This window comes from Metabacillus endolithicus, assembly GCF_023078335.1.
Lineage (GTDB): Bacteria > Bacillota > Bacilli > Bacillales > Bacillaceae > Metabacillus > Metabacillus endolithicus.
In genome coordinates this window covers 4,357,290-4,373,379 of sequence record NZ_CP095550.1, presented here as the reverse complement: position 1 = coordinate 4,373,379, position 16,090 = coordinate 4,357,290, and the positions used below count along the sequence as shown (strand labels likewise).

General features: G+C 36.2%; 14 protein-coding genes and 2 pseudogenes. All 16 read right to left on the bottom strand.

All coding sequences use genetic code 11. The features are described 5' to 3' along the window. Positions 1–15: 15 nt before the first annotated feature. Positions 16–1,080, bottom strand: coding sequence for a phosphotransferase family protein (locus tag MVE64_RS22145; protein ID WP_247341344.1), 1,065 nt, complete (start codon positions 1,078–1,080; stop codon positions 16–18). Between the two features lie 46 nt (positions 1,081–1,126). Continuing rightward, positions 1,127–1,531: an acyl-CoA thioesterase gene (locus MVE64_RS22140; RefSeq protein WP_231309400.1), complete on the bottom strand. Its 405-nt coding sequence runs from the start codon at positions 1,529–1,531 to the stop codon at positions 1,127–1,129. Then, the gene (locus MVE64_RS22135; protein ID WP_231309399.1) at positions 1,531–2,415 is read right to left on the bottom strand and encodes a 3-hydroxyacyl-CoA dehydrogenase family protein; all 885 of its coding nucleotides are present in this window, start codon (positions 2,413–2,415) and stop codon (positions 1,531–1,533) included. The genes MVE64_RS22140 and MVE64_RS22135 overlap by 1 nt, the downstream gene beginning before the upstream one ends. A gap of 91 nt (positions 2,416–2,506) precedes the next feature. Further along, positions 2,507–3,070, bottom strand: a complete 564-nt coding sequence (locus tag MVE64_RS22130) for a TetR/AcrR family transcriptional regulator (protein WP_098797981.1) — start codon at positions 3,068–3,070, stop codon at positions 2,507–2,509. 144 nt (positions 3,071–3,214) lie between these two features. After that, a pseudogene (locus MVE64_RS22125) lies at positions 3,215–4,827 on the bottom strand (long-chain-fatty-acid--CoA ligase). 46 nt (positions 4,828–4,873) lie between these two features. After that, complete coding sequence (locus MVE64_RS22120; protein WP_247341342.1) at positions 4,874–5,647, bottom strand: SDR family oxidoreductase; 774 nt, start codon at positions 5,645–5,647, stop codon at positions 4,874–4,876. Between the two features lie 24 nt (positions 5,648–5,671). Further along, a complete protein-coding gene (locus MVE64_RS22115) occupies positions 5,672–6,880 on the bottom strand; it encodes an acyl-CoA dehydrogenase (protein WP_247341340.1) in 1,209 nt (402 codons plus the stop codon). Between the two features lie 157 nt (positions 6,881–7,037). Beyond that, the gene (locus tag MVE64_RS22110; protein ID WP_162987278.1) at positions 7,038–7,214 is read right to left on the bottom strand and encodes a hypothetical protein; all 177 of its coding nucleotides are present in this window, start codon (positions 7,212–7,214) and stop codon (positions 7,038–7,040) included. 134 nt (positions 7,215–7,348) lie between these two features. Beyond that, positions 7,349–9,433 carry a peptidoglycan D,D-transpeptidase FtsI family protein gene (locus MVE64_RS22105; protein ID WP_247341338.1) on the bottom strand — a complete coding sequence of 695 codons (2,085 nt, stop codon included), beginning with the start codon at positions 9,431–9,433 and terminating at the stop codon, positions 7,349–7,351. A gap of 252 nt (positions 9,434–9,685) precedes the next feature. Continuing rightward, positions 9,686–10,567, bottom strand: a complete 882-nt coding sequence (locus MVE64_RS22100) for an NAD(P)-dependent oxidoreductase (protein WP_247341337.1) — start codon at positions 10,565–10,567, stop codon at positions 9,686–9,688. Positions 10,568–10,606: 39 nt separating this feature from the next. After that, positions 10,607–11,623: a S66 family peptidase gene (locus MVE64_RS22095; RefSeq protein WP_247341335.1), complete on the bottom strand. Its 1,017-nt coding sequence runs from the start codon at positions 11,621–11,623 to the stop codon at positions 10,607–10,609. Positions 11,624–11,683: 60 nt separating this feature from the next. Then, positions 11,684–12,469: an SDR family oxidoreductase gene (locus MVE64_RS22090; protein ID WP_098797974.1), complete on the bottom strand. Its 786-nt coding sequence runs from the start codon at positions 12,467–12,469 to the stop codon at positions 11,684–11,686. A gap of 119 nt (positions 12,470–12,588) precedes the next feature. Beyond that, a pseudogene (gene splB, locus MVE64_RS22085) lies at positions 12,589–13,616 on the bottom strand (spore photoproduct lyase). Positions 13,617–13,712: 96 nt separating this feature from the next. Then, positions 13,713–13,949: a transcriptional regulator SplA domain-containing protein gene (locus tag MVE64_RS22080; protein WP_098797972.1), complete on the bottom strand. Its 237-nt coding sequence runs from the start codon at positions 13,947–13,949 to the stop codon at positions 13,713–13,715. A 111-nt stretch (positions 13,950–14,060) separates the two neighbouring features. After that, complete coding sequence (ptsP, locus tag MVE64_RS22075) at positions 14,061–15,779, bottom strand: phosphoenolpyruvate--protein phosphotransferase (RefSeq protein WP_247341333.1); 1,719 nt, start codon at positions 15,777–15,779, stop codon at positions 14,061–14,063. Continuing rightward, the gene (locus MVE64_RS22070; protein ID WP_121661152.1) at positions 15,779–16,045 is read right to left on the bottom strand and encodes a phosphocarrier protein HPr; all 267 of its coding nucleotides are present in this window, start codon (positions 16,043–16,045) and stop codon (positions 15,779–15,781) included. Before MVE64_RS22070 ends, ptsP begins: the two co-directional genes overlap by 1 nt. Positions 16,046–16,090: the final 45 nt, after the last annotated feature.

The following is a 16,090-nucleotide window of genomic DNA, read 5'->3' as shown; positions in this document are numbered from 1 at the left end:
CGCCCATACCTGAGTTCACCTTGCCTTTTCTCGACTTACAGATACAGCATGCTCAATAAGTGTTTTCACATATAGATGAAAGTCTTTAAACCGTTTATCATTTGTTTGCCCATTATGATAACGATAATAAATCTGCTGACAAATGACCGCTAGCTTAAAATAAGCAAATGTCATATAGTAATGGATTTGTGACAAATCACGGCCACTTTTTGCAGCATATCGTTCGATAAATTGATTTCTAGTATAAAATCCTTCTTTAACTGTTATTGGTGGCTTACCAAGTCCATATTTCAATAGGTCCGGATCATCGTTCTGACACCAATAGCTTAACGCTGCACCAACATCTGCTAATGGATCACCAACAGTTGTCATTTCCCAATCAAACAATCCAGTTAGTTGACTAAAATCATGAGAGAATAATGCATTGTTGAATTTAAAGTCATAATGTATGATCGTGGCTTCTTGTGAAGAAGGAATATTTTTTACTAGCCAATTTGTTAATTCATCTATTATTTTAATATCATCTGTTTTTGCACTGTGATATCGCTTTATCCAACCATAAACCTGACGTTCCAAAAAGCCATCAGGGTTACTCAGTTCTTCTAAAACTGTTCCTTTATAATTAACTTGGTGAAGCTGAACAAGAGTATCAATCATCATTTCGCTTAACTTTTCTCCAAGCTCATGTGAAGACGGAGTATCGGGAGGAAAATCAGTATTTAACAATATTCCATGCCTTCTTTCCATAATAAGAAATGGACTTCCGACCACCTCTTCGTCTTCTGAAAACAGATACGGTTTCGGTGCAGGTGGAAACATAGGGTGAAGGGCACTCAAAATTTTAAATTCTCGTTTCATATCATGAGCTTTAGGTGCAACAGGACCAAGTGGTGGCCTTCTTAACACTCCTTCCCAGTTTCCTAGCTTAAGCTCATACGTTAAATTTGAAGCACCTGTTCCAAATTGATTAATGATTAGGGGATCTTCTTCAGAAAGCTGCGGAAAATGATGTATTAAAAATTCTTTAACTGTTTTATCATTAAGCTCCTCTCCACTTCTGACTGGAATTATATCACTCATGATTTTCACTCCTTTTAATAGGATATAAAACTAGATCGTTACTAATTTAAATAAGGGTATGATGACTTTGTAATGCTTCTTTTAACTCATTCGGAATTGGCATACTTTTTTGCATTTCAAAATTAAAATAAACAATGATTGCCTCACCTCTAGCAACCAATTCACCTGTTACATCATCAATAATGGAGTGAGCTAAATGAAAGCTTTTATTGCCAATTTTGCTAACCTCTGTTTCGATCTTTAGTTTTTGATTAAAAAAAGCTTGCCCAATGAAATCACATTTTGTAGAAGCAAGAATAAATTCCCAGCCATCCATTTTCATCGAATAACCGATGCTTTCAAAAAATAAAACCCGTGCTTCCTCCAAATAAATAAAAAAGCTGGTGTTGTTTACATGTCCTAAGGCATCAGTTTCACAAAAACGAACTTTTACTAATGTTTCATGCTTCATTAGCCTCTGACCTCTTCTTTCTTATACTCATACCAACCCTTACCGGTTTTTCTTCCTAAATGGCCTTGCTTTACTTTTTCCTCAATACATGCAGCAGGTCTATCCGCCGGATCACCAGTTTCTGAAAATCTTTGTTGCATAACAAAGTAACCAACATCGATTCCCGACAAATCCATTAATTCAAATGGTCCTATTGGATGACTTAGAGCCTTTTTACAAATAAGATCAATATCTTTAAAATCTGCATAACCGTTTTCATACAGATAAACGGCTTCACGCTGTAATGCCCCTAAAATTCGATTTGCAATAAATCCTGAAATCTCCTTTTGTAAAAGAACGGCCGTTCGATTCATTTTTTCACAAACAAACATCGTCATATGAGCTGTAAGCTCAGATGTTTCTTCACTTTTCACAACCTCTACACAATCCATCACAAGGGGTGGAAAAAAGAAATGCATATTCACAACCTTATCAGGACGATTCGTTACATCAGCTAAGAGTGAATTTACAATTGTTGAACTATTTGAAGCTAGGATTGCTTCTGGCTTTGCATATTCATCAAGCTTACGGAACAATTCTTGCTTTGCATCTAATTTTTCAACAATTGCTTCTATAATAAAATCTGCATCTTGCACAGAATCCAGTAAATCAGTTGAAAATATTAATCTTTGGAAAGCCTGCTCCTTGGTTTCAATACTGATTTTCCCTTTTGCTACCCATTTGTCCATTATTGTATGTAGAGTTGATTCTGCTTTTTGAAGAGCATCTACATTTACATCTTGAATAACTGTTTCAAATCCAGCTAATGCACTTAACATGGCAATTTGATGACCCATTTGTCCTGCCCCAACTACACAAATTGATCTAACTTGATTTTTCAACATGAATAAATCCTCCCTTTACTTACTAACCAGTCGGTATGTTTTTTGTAAATTTTTTTCTGATGATGCAAGTTAATCTTGCATCATCAGGCAACTATACAGCCAATCCTTCCAATAACACTTTAATAAACACCTCTGAAACGTCCTTATCTGATGCCCTACCTTGAGGATCAAACCAAAAATAGCTCCAGTTAGTCATTCCTAATATACTAAGTGTTACAATATCTGTCGGTAAATCAGAGCGAATTTCGTTTTGTTCAATACCTTCATCTAATAATTTTTGGATATTGATTCGAAATTGATCTCTTTTCGGGACTATTAATGTAAGATGATCTTCATTAAGGTTACGCATTTCACGAAAGAACACCTTTGCACTTAATCCTTCTTTTTCAATATCATGAATGAGCATATAAACGATGTTATACAACTTATCCTTACAATTCATGGATTCGTTTTTAATGATGTTTTCCTGTTTTTCTAACAAATCATCAATATACTGTAAATGTATATCCATTAACAGCTGTTCCTTAGAAGTGAAGTAATAATAAAAAGTTCCTTTAGTGACATTGAGAGCATCTACAATATCTTGGATGGATGTTTCTTTAAACCCTTTTGTTGCAAATAGTTGAATACTTTGCTCTCTTATTTTCTCTTTCATTTTTCATATCCTCTCAATCTATTCTACTTTTTTCAGATTATACCATAGGCTAAGACGTCTTTGTTTAGAGCTATCATCAGTTTTAACTATGGTTAAATTCAAGTATTTTTTCCTTTCAGTTATCAGTAAAATAGATTGAATTCTTTATTGTTTTAATACTTCTTCCCTCAAAGCACGTCTTAAAATCTTTCCGACATTTGTTTTAGGTAATTCCTTCCGAAATTCAATAAACCTCGGAACTTTATAAGTAGCCAAATGTTTACGGCTGTATTCAATCATTTCCTCTTCTGTTGCTGTTTTCCCTGATTTTAAGACAATAAATGCTTTTACCGTTTCCCCTCGATACTCATCAGGTATACCAATGACAACTGCTTCTTGAACGCTAGGATGTTCATAGAGAACTTCTTCAATATCTCTCGGATAGACATTGTAACCGCTCGCAATAATTAGGTCTTTTTTTCGATCCACAATTGAAACATAGCCTTCTTCATCCATTCTTGCAATATCACCTGTAAACAACCAGCCATCTCTAAGTGTAACAGCTGTTTCCTCAGGCATATTCCAGTAGCCTTTCATCACCTGTGGCCCACTAATAATCAGTTCTCCCAGCTCTCCAATTGGTACTTCCTGTTTACCTGTTGCTACATCCACTATTTTATATGCAGTGTTAGGCAACCCTAACCCAACAGTACCAGCCTTTCTTTCTGCAAATGGCGGGTTACAATGGGTAGTGGGTGAAGCCTCGGAAAGCCCATAGCCTTCTAAAATTTTGGCACCAGTTTTTCTTTCAAATTCATTCAACAACTCAACCGGCATTGGAGCACTTCCACTGTTGCACGTTTTAATTGAATCAATTCCATATTCCTCAGCTTTTGGATGGTTAGTAATTGCTACATACATCGTTGGTACGCCTGGAAATACTGTAGGCTGTTCCTTCTTAATTGTTTGTAGCACTTCCTCTAAATCAAATCTCGGGAGCATGATTAAGCAGTTTCCACACAAGATGGTAAGATTCATGCAGCTAGACATTCCGAAAACATGAAATAATGGAATGACAGTCAAACATTTTTCTTGTCCCATAATAATTTCTTCTTTAAAAAATTCATAAGATTGCACAGCATTTGCCACAACATTTCTATGAGTCAGCATAGCCCTTTTGAACGTCCAGTCGTTCCTCCCGTATATTGTAAAACCGCGATATCGTGTTCCGGCTCAATATCAACTGGTAAAACCTGACCGTTCTGTTTAGCTAGAAAGCTCTCAAATGTGTCATCCTCTTCCTGAATTTTTCCAGAAGGTTGAAGACTAACAGTAATGATATTTTTCAACTGTGTTTTTGACTGAATAGACTTTACTCTCGGGTAAATACTATCAAAAACAACAATTGTTTCAGCACCAGCATCATTTAAAATGTACTCTAGCTCTCTTTCAACAAGCATAGGATTGAGCTGAGTCACAATCCCACCAGCATTTAAGGCACCGTAATAGGAGACAACATACTGTGGACAGTTGGGCAGCATAATCGCAACTCTATCACCTTTTTGCACGCCTGACTGTTGAAGTGCTGATGTAAACGCAAAAACCATATTTGCAACCTCATGATACGTAAATTTCTTACCATAGAAAGAAATTGCCTCATGATTTCCGTATTTATTAATGGTATTTTGAAGCATTTCAGGTAGAGAAATATGAGGAATATCCACATTATTAGACATTGAATCAGTGTACTTTGCAAACCACTTTTCATTGTTTTCCATTTACATACCTCCTAAAGAATAATGATAGAAAGCGATAAAGCTATCTTTATAACACATGTGTTCCACCATCGACAACAAGTACATCACCTGTTATAAAGTCAGATGCTCTTGAGGCTAAAAACACCGCTACCCCTTTTAAATCTTGATCAGAACCAAATCGCTTCAAAGGTGTTCCTGAAAGGAAATGATCTTTACCATGCTCAATGATCACCTTAGACATTTTTGTTGGAAAAAATCCTGGAGCAATAGCATTTACATTAATATTGTACTGTCCCCATTTAGCGGCTAAATCTTTTGTAAGAGTAATAACAGCTCCTTTACTTGTGTTATACCCGATTGTGTCCATTAAATTGGGATCTGTTCCCCCTAAGCCGGCAACAGATGAAATATTTATGATTTTTCCACTTTTTTGTTTAATCATCTCTTTACCAACCGCTTGGCTCATTAAAAATGTTCCGGTCACATTTACATCAATTACTTTCTGCCATGCCTCTAGTGGCATCTCTACGGCAGGAGCTCCCCATGTTGCTCCACTATTATTAACGAGAATATCTATTTGTCCGAATCGTTTCATTGTTTCATTAACAACATAGGTAATATCTTCTTTTTTAGTAATATCACACCGAAGACCAAGTGCTTGAACGCCATTTTTGGCTAAACGATTTGCAACTTCAACACATGCCTCTTCTTTTCGTGAACATAAAACAATATTAGCTCCAGCTTCTGCAAATCCCTCTGCAATTTGTTCTCCGAGTCCTCTTCCACCACCTGTAATAACAGCAGTTTTACCTGATAAATCAAATAAATCCTTAATATGCAAATTCATTCCCTCCTTACTTACTGTCTACTGATATTTTTTCAATTCAAGCTTTCCTATTTGTGCGCGATGAACTTCATCTGGACCATCAGCTATTCTTAGTGTTCTTGCATTTGCCCATTGAGCTGCTAATGGAAAATCTTCACTCACACCAGCTCCTCCAAAAGCCTGAATGGCACGATCTAGCACCTTTAGTGCCATAGAAGGGGCGACAACCTTAATCATGGCAATTTCTGCTTTAGCTTGTTTATTCCCAACTGTATCCATCATATATGCTGCTTTGAGGGTTAGTAACCTTGCTTGTTCAATTTCAATTCTAGAGTCAGCAATCCACTCTCTAATTACTCCTTGCTGTGAAAGGCTTCTTCCAAAAGCTCCCCTGTTTTGTACGCGCTTACATAAAAGTTCAAGCGCTCTTTCTGCTGCTCCAATTAAACGCATACAATGATGTATTCTTCCAGGACCTAATCTTCCCTGTGCAATAGCAAAGCCCTTTCCCTCTCCTAGAATCATATTTGATGCTGGGACACGAACTGACTCAAAAGAAATTTCAGCATGACCATGTGGTGCATGATCATATCCAAAAACAGGAAGAACCCGCTCAATCTTTACTCCTGGAGTATCTAGTGGTACAAGGATCATAGATTGCTGTTCATGCTTTGAAGCATCTGGATCATTTTTTCCCATAACGATAGCAATTTTGCATCTTGGATCTCCTGCACCTGAGGACCACCATTTACGACCATTGATTACATACTCATCCCCGTCTTTTTCAATCGTTGCACAAATATTTGTCGCATCAGCTGAAGCTACATCAGGCTCTGTCATAGAAAAGCAAGAACGAATTTTTCCATCTAATAATGGCCTAAGCCATTGTTTCTTCTGCTCTTCTGTTCCATACCTAACTAGCACTTCCATATTGCCTGTGTCAGGAGCATTGCAGTTGAAAACCTCCGGAGCAATTAGTGACCTCCCCATAATTTCACACAACGGAGCATATTCAATATTCGTAAGACCTGCCCCATACTCACTATCTGGTAGAAATAGATTCCATAAACCTTCTGCCTTTGCTTTCTCCTTGAGTTCTTCCATTATAGGAGGAATTGTTGTCCATCTTGATTGTTGTTCACCTAACTGTTGTTCGTACAAATATTCATTAGGATAAATATTTTCTTTCATAAATGTATGTAGTTTCTCTTGAAGTGATATTACCTTCTCTGAATAAGAAAAATTCAACCAATCTCACTCCTTCTCCCACACCAACTAACCGGTCGGTATGTTTCTATCTCTATCATATAATGAAACTAATAAAATATTCAACATAATCTTAAAAAATTTGCTTACTAATAATGATTATGAAATATAAGAAAAAACTTGGCTAAGCACCAAGTTTTTATCCTTTATATTCACCATTGTTTTTAGAAGCTTTTTCTTTCTTCGCTTTATCTTTGTGTATCTTATTTGTGTCAGTACTTCCTACTTCATGACTGAATTCAGAATCGATTACACTTGAATCAAAACCTTTTTTGTTTTTTTGCTGCGGATCATTTTTCTTTGTTCTTTTTGCCAAGTTGTTCACTCCCTTTCGTTTTCAATGTTATTTTGTGAAAAGAGAAGGGATTTATGTGTGATTCCATATTATTGTTTTAAAAATACAAAACAGCCTGCCATGTTCAATGACAGACTGATGTCTAATGTGTTAGTTTATTCGGTTTCTGTAACTTCTTGTGTTTCAATCTCTGTTGTTGTTAAGTACTTCTTTTGTAAATCCATATAAGCTTTTACGATTCGATTTGCAATGTGTTTATTAACTGCATCTTTATCGTTACTAGCCCACGGAACAACAACACTGAAAGCCACTTCAGGGTTCTCTGAAGGATAATATCCTATAAAGTTTAAGTTATTTGTTTTTCTACCCCAATACTCTCGCTTTGGACCATAGTAATTGGTTTGAGATGTTCCAGTTTTACCAGCAACATCATAATCAATATAAGCAGAAGCTGTTCCAGAGGTAACAACTAACCTGAAGCCTTGCTGAACTCTCTCAATTTCCTCCGGTGTGTTATTAACTTTATTTAACACATTTGGAGACTTATCAACGGCAATTGGACCTAATGTTGAGTCTTCTAGAGGTGTATGAATACTTGTAACGATACGTGGTTGAACCCTTGAACCACCATTTGCAACAGCCGAAACATACTGTGCCAACTGAAGTGGTGTATATGTGTCAAACTGACCTATAGCAATATCTAAAAGCTTACCAGCTGTATCTGGTGTACTCAATAATCCAGAGGATTCCTGAGGTAAGTCAATACCTGTAGGAACACCTAATCCAAATTGTGCAAAATAATTTCGCAGTCTTTGGAAATCCTCACTTGATACATTTAACGGGCCGTTTTTGACATATTCCAGATCAGCAATTTCTAAGGCTACATGAAACATGTACACGTTTGATGATTTCTTTAGTGCATTCAAATCTGTCATATAACCAAGATTTGAATAAGAACCTTTTGGTGGAGTTCCTTTAAAGTAGAGCTTTGTATCGTAATATCCCTTTCCAATAGGAATTCCTTTCTGGTATCCTGCTAAAACAGTCGCACCTTTAACTGTGGACCCTGCCTCATATTGGGTAGTGAACGTCCCATAAGGATAATCTATTATGTTGTTACGGTTTTTGGAATCTAATTGTTTCCCAACCATTGCTAATACATCACCTTGGTAAGGGTCCATCATTACAACAAATGCCCGGTCCATTAAAAAGTGACTTTTACTTGCCTGAAGTAATTCTTCTTCTACAATTTTTTCCACTTCCATTTGAAGTTCCATATCAAAAGAAAGCTTCAGATCATAACCTCTTTGTCCTTCATCTACAACTTCTTCAGAAATGATGTTACCATCTTTATCTGAAATATATTCTACTTTTGCTTTACGAGGATTTAAATAATCTTCGTATTGATATTCTAAATAACTTCTCCCGACTCTTTCATTTCTAGCATAGCCTCTTGCCTTGTAATAATCTTCACGAGATTGAAGAATACCTTCCTCAGGAGAGGTTACAGTACCAAAAATAGACCCAAGTGATTCATATGGATAAGATCTTCCCCAGTCAGTAATCACATCTACTCCAGGAAGCTGCTCCAAATGCTCAGCAACGAGTGATACCTCCTCATCGGTTAGGTTTAGTGATTTCACAACTTGTGGTTCGTACTGATATCCTGAAGAAAAGCGTGTATAGATGTACGCTAACTCCATCTGTTCAGGATCAGACTTAATTGTATTAAATTCATCCTCTGGCACACGCTCTACTTGTAATTTGTATGTTTCAGCAGGCTTCAGCTCAAGTTCTTTTTTAGAAAGAAGTTCTTTCGCTTCAGTTGGGTGAGAAGCTAACCAATAATCTTTAATGTCACGATCTTTTAGCTCATCTGTTAAGAATTCGTTATCATAACTAATATATTCTGCGAGCTTTTTCGACGTTTCAATTTTATCCTCAGCTGATGTTGTTTTATCAACTGTATATGTGATGGCTGGTACCCTTGTATTGTCTACTACAACACGATTGTAACGGTCATACATTTTCCCACGTGGTGCAGGTAAGCTTGCATAATCGGATTCTGTTCTAGAGACTTCCTTTGAAAACTCTTCTCCTTGAACTATTTGTACAACTCCTAAGCGAACGATAAGGGCGACAAACAACAGAAAGACAAGAAAAAAGAACACATTGATTCTGACATATCTGGACTTCCGTAGTTTACGCTCTTCTGATTTATTTGTGTTTTGTTCTGTCAAAGTCGCTTTCCTCCTATCAATTTATATCTATTTCAAGATAACTTTTTATTTTTTTAGGCTACCCTTTATTTTACCATTATCATCAATGAAGAGGTAGCTTTGCTTTATGACATTCATGTGAAGAAAAATGAAGTAATGGGAAGCATACAATGTCGTTAAAAAGAAAAGACAACATGAATAGTTTCACATTGCCTTTCCATCACTTTAATTGACGTATATTTAAAGAAAAAGTTTCAAATAACTACAATATTTTTAGTTATTAACTTCAGCTTTATCCCACAGCTTAACTAAAGCCTGTGTCCCTTTATTCTCATTCCCCTCTTCAGCGAGTTTCTCATAAAGCTCATGTGCAAGCTTTAATCCTGGTGTGAAAAGATCCATTTCGTTTGATTCATCTAATGCAATTCCCATATCTTTAATAAAATGCTTTACAAAAAAACCTGGTTCATAATCTCCCTCTAACATACGTGGAGCAAGATTACTTAACGACCAACTTCCTGCCGCCCCAGTTGTAATACTTTTAAGCACATTAGACGGGTCTAACCCTGATTTTTGTGCATAAGAAATGGCTTCACAAACACCTATCATACCCGATGCAATCGCAATTTGATTGCACATTTTCGTATGTTGTCCAGAACCAGCTTCTCCTTGGTACACAATATTTTGTCCCATTTTTTCAAACAACGGGTAACAATAATCAAAAGCCTCTCTATCTCCACCAACCATAATCGCTAATCGAGCTTCACGTGCACCGATATCTCCCCCAGACACTGGTGCATCTAGTGCGTAAATATTTTTTTGTTTCGCTTGTTCATAAATTCTCTTTGCCAAGGAGGGCTGAGAAGTAGTCATGTCGATAACGTATGTACCTGGTCTTGAAGATGAAATAATACCTGCTTCATCTAAATAAACATCCTCAACATCTTGCGGATAGCCAATCATTGTAATAATAATATCAGACTCATTCGAAAGCTCTGCAACCGTACTTTTCCATTCAGCTCCTAAAGATAGTAGTTCCTCTGCCTTTTCCTTTGTTCTAGTATAAACTTTCAATGGATATCCAGCTTCTAATACATGTTTTGCCATACTTTTACCCATAACACCAAGACCAATAAAGCCAATTGTTTGTTTCATCTTACATCCTCCTTAATGTACTAGTAACGACTCCTTTTACTAAATGAACATTTGTGAAACTCTTCCTTCTCCATTTTGAACTGAAACTTCAGCATATGCTCCATTTATTAATGTTAATTGTGGTGGTACATGTCCACAGTCAATATCATATATAATTGGAATTTGAAGTTCGTTATGTAAATCTTGATAAACATCTATTACGTGATAATTATCTATAGATTGATTTGCAGAACTTCTTCCAAATAATATTCCTGAACAATGATTAAACCAACCAGCCAGTTTCATTTGTACAAGAGATCTGCGTAGATCTGTTGTATTTAGCTCACAGTTTTCAAAATACCAAATTATTTTATCACCGTGCTCTAAATAAGAATCTTGAAATTTGTTAACTTGGCCATAGGGTGTTCCTACTAAGTGTCTGATTATATCAATACACCCACCAAGCAAACGACCTTTACATTCTTGCACATCTTTAGAAATTGTCTTCCAATCAGTTTGTTCAGTTAAATGAAAAACACACGGCGAAGGATTGTTATGATCCCATTGCTTTTGATATTTTTCTGAGGAATTCTGTAAAATTTGCTCTCCTCTTTTCGTCTTTAAAACACTTTCCCATTTTGCAGTGGTCGAATCAGAGTATACACCTCGTAGATCTACAAGATTCGTTCCATGAGCTGTTGCAATTCCCGTTTTTAAAGTAATGGCAAGGAGTAATGCACTTGTATCAGAATATCCCATTATCCATTTATTTTGTAAGCTATCAAAATTAATATGTTCAAGAATTTCTATTAATAACTCACCACCCCACGGGGGAATAATAAGTGAAATTTCATCATCTTTTAACATTGACATAAATTCATCTGCTCGTTTTTTAGCTGATGAAGATTTAGCTTTATACTGTGTCCATACTGTTTCCCCACATCGTGTTTTATATCCTTTTTTCTCCATGCTAACTAAGGCATGTTTAAACATTAAGTGAAGTTCATCAGGTATCCCAGATGACGGTGCTGTTACTCCAATTGTTGCCCCTTTTTGTAAAATTGGATATGTTATCAAATTACTCCTCTCCTTCTTACAAGTAAAAATAAGGAGAAGCTAACCTCTCCTTATCTTCCTTTAAATTGATTTCACCATTCCACCATCAACTAAAAATGTTTGACCTGTCATGTAGGAGTTTAAGTCAGATAAGAGGAACGTAGCATAGTTTGCAAATTCTTCCGGTAATCCGTAACGGCCTAGTGGAATTTTATCTTTTACACTTTCCTCAACATCTTGTTTTGATACTCCTTGTTTCTTTGCTGCAATCTCATCTAAAGAGGCGACGCGATCTGTTGAGATACGTCCTGGAGCAACTGTATTTATTAAAATTCCATATGATGCAAATTCTGAAGCCAGAGTTTTTGTTAAACCGACAATACCCGTTCGAAAAGTATTAGATAAAATTAAACCAGGGATTGGTTCCTTTACGGAGGAGGAAGCAATATTTACGATCTTTCCACCGCTTTTCTTCATATAGGGGAGCACTTCTCTTATAATTCGGATATAACTAAGTAAGTTTAATTCAAATGCATGCTGCCAATCTTCATCAGTCATTTCTTCAAATGTACCTGCTGGTGGACCTCCTGCATTATTAACAAGCAGATCGATTGCACCAAATTCAGTTTGTGTAAAAGTAACAAGTTGTTCTATTTCTTCTTTGTTTTTTATATCACATACTTTGTATTCAATACGTCCATGACTATTTTGCCCAAGCTCATGTTTTATTTTTTTTAGCTTTTCTTCATCCCGACTAGATAACATAACATTTGCCCCTTGTTCTGCAAGCTTTTGAGCAATGGCTTTACCAAGTCCTTGGCTGGAAGCAATAACTAATGCACTTTTACCATTTAATGACATATCCATAGTTACACCCCTTATGTATGATTAAAGTAATTTTACCATATATATGAAGTTGAATATGAAGTTGAAGGCTAAAAAATAACAAAAAAACTCTCATCAATGTTACGATGAGAGTTTTTTTGTTAGGTGAAATATTCAACCTTGGCAGTTGGAAAATAATGATCCACATAATCCTCTAAAGTATCACGTAATTCCTGTTCTTGATCTTTTTGATAAATATATTTACCAATCCCATATCTGCCCCATTTATAACGTCTTTCTTCCTCATTTAATTCAAGCTTCGTTTTCGGATAATTTTTTTGAATTACTCGTTTTGCTGGCTTTGTAAAACGGTGTTGAATCATTTCAAACGTTATATCATCTCGTACATCTGCTGGGAGAGATGCATCCAGCTTTTCAAAGAGTGTTTTGTACCCTTCTTGCCAGCCTCATGAATATAAATTGGAGCTACAATAAACCCTAACGGATACCCAGCCTTTGCCACTTTTACTGCAGCTTCAATTCTTTTATCAAGAGGAGATGTTCCTGGTTCAAAGTTTTTTATAACATAATCAGCATTAATGCTAAAACGAAAACGAGTCTTTCCATTATGTTTTGCATCCAATAAATGGTCAACATGATGAAATTTTGTTACAAAACGCAACCTTCCTATATCTGTTTGTCCAAAAAATTCAATTGCTGATTTTAAAGAATGAGTAAGATGGTCAATCCCTACTATGTCAGATGTACAAGAGGCTTCAAACCGTGTAATTTCTGGAGCACGCTCCTCCATATAATCCTTAGCTTGCTCAAGTATTTCATCTACATTGACATATGTTCTAATATACGGTTTACTACCCATTGTAGTTTGTAAATAGCAATAATGACAATGACCCATACATCCAGTTGCTAAAGGAATTGCATACTCAGCTGATGGCTTGGAGCTATCAAATTCGAGCGTTTTTCTAACACCGACAACTAATGTAGATTTGGCTGTTCGGTATTGCTGAAGGTGGTTCTTACCTGGAATATTTCGGACTTGGTTATGAGAGGTTGTTTCTCTAATCTCAAGACCCATTTTTTCAAATTTTTCTTTTAGTTCAACACCACGTGGGTATTCCAGAGCTCTAGGTTCTATATAAACTAATTGTGGAACAAAAGGTTTTATCATGATAGTACCTTCCTTTATATATAATCAAAGATTCTATACATATTTACCTTTTGCTTAATCGTTATCTAATAATCGATTCAAATATTTCCTATTAACTTAATCGAATTGTTGGTAATCAAATAGCTGATTGTAAAGCTCTTCGGCTTCCTCAAAACTAGAAAAGACAGCATCATCTTCTGCTAATGGATGGTATGCATCATGTAGGAAAATAGCCAATTCCTTTTGATTAGTAGGGTGCTCAACAATTTCTGCTTTTTCAATATTTGCCACATTTACAGCATGAGGATTTCTATAGATCACATATACTTCTTCACCTATTTTGAAATTGTCCATTTTGGAAAACTCCTCCCATCTATACTAGGGTTAGCTTTCCCATAATGAAGTGTATGTATTATCTTTAAAAAACATCAAAAAGACAGGCAAATTCTGCCTGTCTTTCGGTTATCAGTCAATTTGGAAAGTTTCTTTCACAAATGCAACGACTTCTTCAGTTGTACTCATAGATAAAACAGTTTCTTTTATGCTTTGGGCTTTTTCTTTAGATAGACCTTTAATTTGAGTACGTGCTGGTAGGATTGATGTAGCACTCATAGAGAATTCATCTAGACCTAAACCTAATAATAATGGGGTAGCGATAGTATCGCCAGCCATTTCACCACACATACCGGCCCATTTGCCTTCCTTATGTGCTGCATCGATTACCATAGAAACCAGGCGCAAAATAGCTGGGTTATATGGTTGATATAAGTATGACACACGCTCATTCATACGATCTGCAGCCATTGTGTATTGAATTAAATCATTTGTTCCAATACTGAAGAAATCTACTTCTTTTGCAAATTGATCAGCCATTACAGCTGTAGACGGAATTTCTACCATCATACCAATTTCAATTGAATCAGATACTTGTACACCATTGGCAACTAGCTTTTCTTTTTCTTCTAAAAGAATTGCCTTAGCTTCTCTGAATTCAGAAACTGTCGCAATCATTGGGAACATAATCTTTAGATTTCCGTAACTACTTGCACGTAATAATGCACGTAATTGAGTTCTGAAAATTTCTTGTTCTTCCAAGCATAAACGAATCGCTCTAAAACCAAGGAACGGGTTCATTTCTTTTGGAAGATGTAAGTATGGTAATTCTTTGTCTCCACCGATGTCTAAAGTACGAACAACAACCGGCTTATCACCCATTCTTTCTAAAACAGTTTTATAAGCATCATATTGTTCATCTTCAGTTGGAAGCTGATCTCTTCCCATATATAAGAATTCCGTACGATAAAGTCCAACACCTTCACCGCCGTTTTCTAGTACACCTTTAACATCATCAGGTGTTCCAATGTTCGCAGCAAGCTCAACATGCTGACCATCACTTGTAACGGTAGGTTCATTTACAAGCTTTGCCCATTCTGTCTTTTGAGCTTCATATTTTGCTTTTTTCTCTTCATATTGAGCAATAACATCTGAAGATGGATCAATAATAACATCACCATCTAATCCATCAACAATAACCATTACACCATTTTCGATCGTTGATGTAGCTTGCTTTGTTCCAACAACAGCTGGAATTTCCATAGAGCGGGCCATAATTGCAGAGTGAGACGTACGTCCACCAATGTCTGTTGTAAATCCTTTTACATATTGACGATTTAATTGAGCAGTATCAGATGGTGTTAAATCTTCAGCAATAATGACCACTTCTTCAGAAATCAAACTAGGGTTTGGAATTTGCACTCCTAATAAGTGAGCAATAACACGTTTAGTTACGTCACGAATGTCAGCTGCACGTTCTTTCATATATTCATTATCCATTGATTCGAACATAGAAACAAACATATCAGCTGTTTCCTTCATTGCAAACTCAGCATTAACACCTTCAGCGTTAATTTTATCCACTACTGGATTTAACAACTCTGGATCACTTAAAACTAGTAAGTGTGCTGCAAAAATTTCAGCTTTGTCTGCACCTAATTCACGATTAGCATGGTCTTTGATTTTTTCAAGCTCTGATTTTGACTTGTTTATTGCATCATCAAAACGTTGCTTTTCTGCTTCTTTATCTGCTATTGTTTTTTGTTCAATATTTAGTGCTGGTTCTTCTAGACGGTATGCTTTAGCTATAGCAATACCTGCCGAAGCTCCAATCCCTTTAAGGTTATTCATTATTCGCCTAACCCTTCATTTTTTAAAGTTTCACCAAGACCTGCAACTGCTTCGTCTGCATCAGAACCTGAAGCAATAATTTTGATTTGAGAACCTTTTGGAATTCCTAGAGACATAACACCCATGATGGATTTTAAGTTAACAGTTTTACCATTGTATTCAAGGTTTACATCTGCATCATATTTGCTTGCTGCTTGTACCAACACAGTTGCTGGACGAGCGTGAATTCCTGTATCTGCTGTTACTGTAAATGTTTTTTCTGCCATTTTCATCAATCTCCTTTAAAATCATTCATATTATTCAAAAATTAA

Coding starts and splice junctions, on each gene's coding strand:
- MVE64_RS22145 (WP_247341344.1), bottom strand. CDS start 1,080: ATGAGTGATATAATTCCAGTCAGAAGTGGAGAGGAGCTTAATGATAAA.
- MVE64_RS22140 (WP_231309400.1), bottom strand. CDS start 1,531: ATGAAGCATGAAACATTAGTAAAAGTTCGTTTTTGTGAAACTGATGCC.
- MVE64_RS22135 (WP_231309399.1), bottom strand. CDS start 2,415: ATGTTGAAAAATCAAGTTAGATCAATTTGTGTAGTTGGGGCAGGACAA.
- MVE64_RS22130 (WP_098797981.1), bottom strand. CDS start 3,070: ATGAAAGAGAAAATAAGAGAGCAAAGTATTCAACTATTTGCAACAAAA.
- MVE64_RS22100 (WP_247341337.1), bottom strand. CDS start 10,567: ATGAAACAAACAATTGGCTTTATTGGTCTTGGTGTTATGGGTAAAAGT.
- MVE64_RS22090 (WP_098797974.1), bottom strand. CDS start 12,469: ATGGATATGTCATTAAATGGTAAAAGTGCATTAGTTATTGCTTCCAGC.
- MVE64_RS22080 (WP_098797972.1), bottom strand. CDS start 13,949: ATGGACAATTTCAAAATAGGTGAAGAAGTATATGTGATCTATAGAAAT.
- ptsP (WP_247341333.1), bottom strand. CDS start 15,779: ATGAATAACCTTAAAGGGATTGGAGCTTCGGCAGGTATTGCTATAGCT.
- MVE64_RS22070 (WP_121661152.1), bottom strand. CDS start 16,045: ATGGCAGAAAAAACATTTACAGTAACAGCAGATACAGGAATTCACGCT.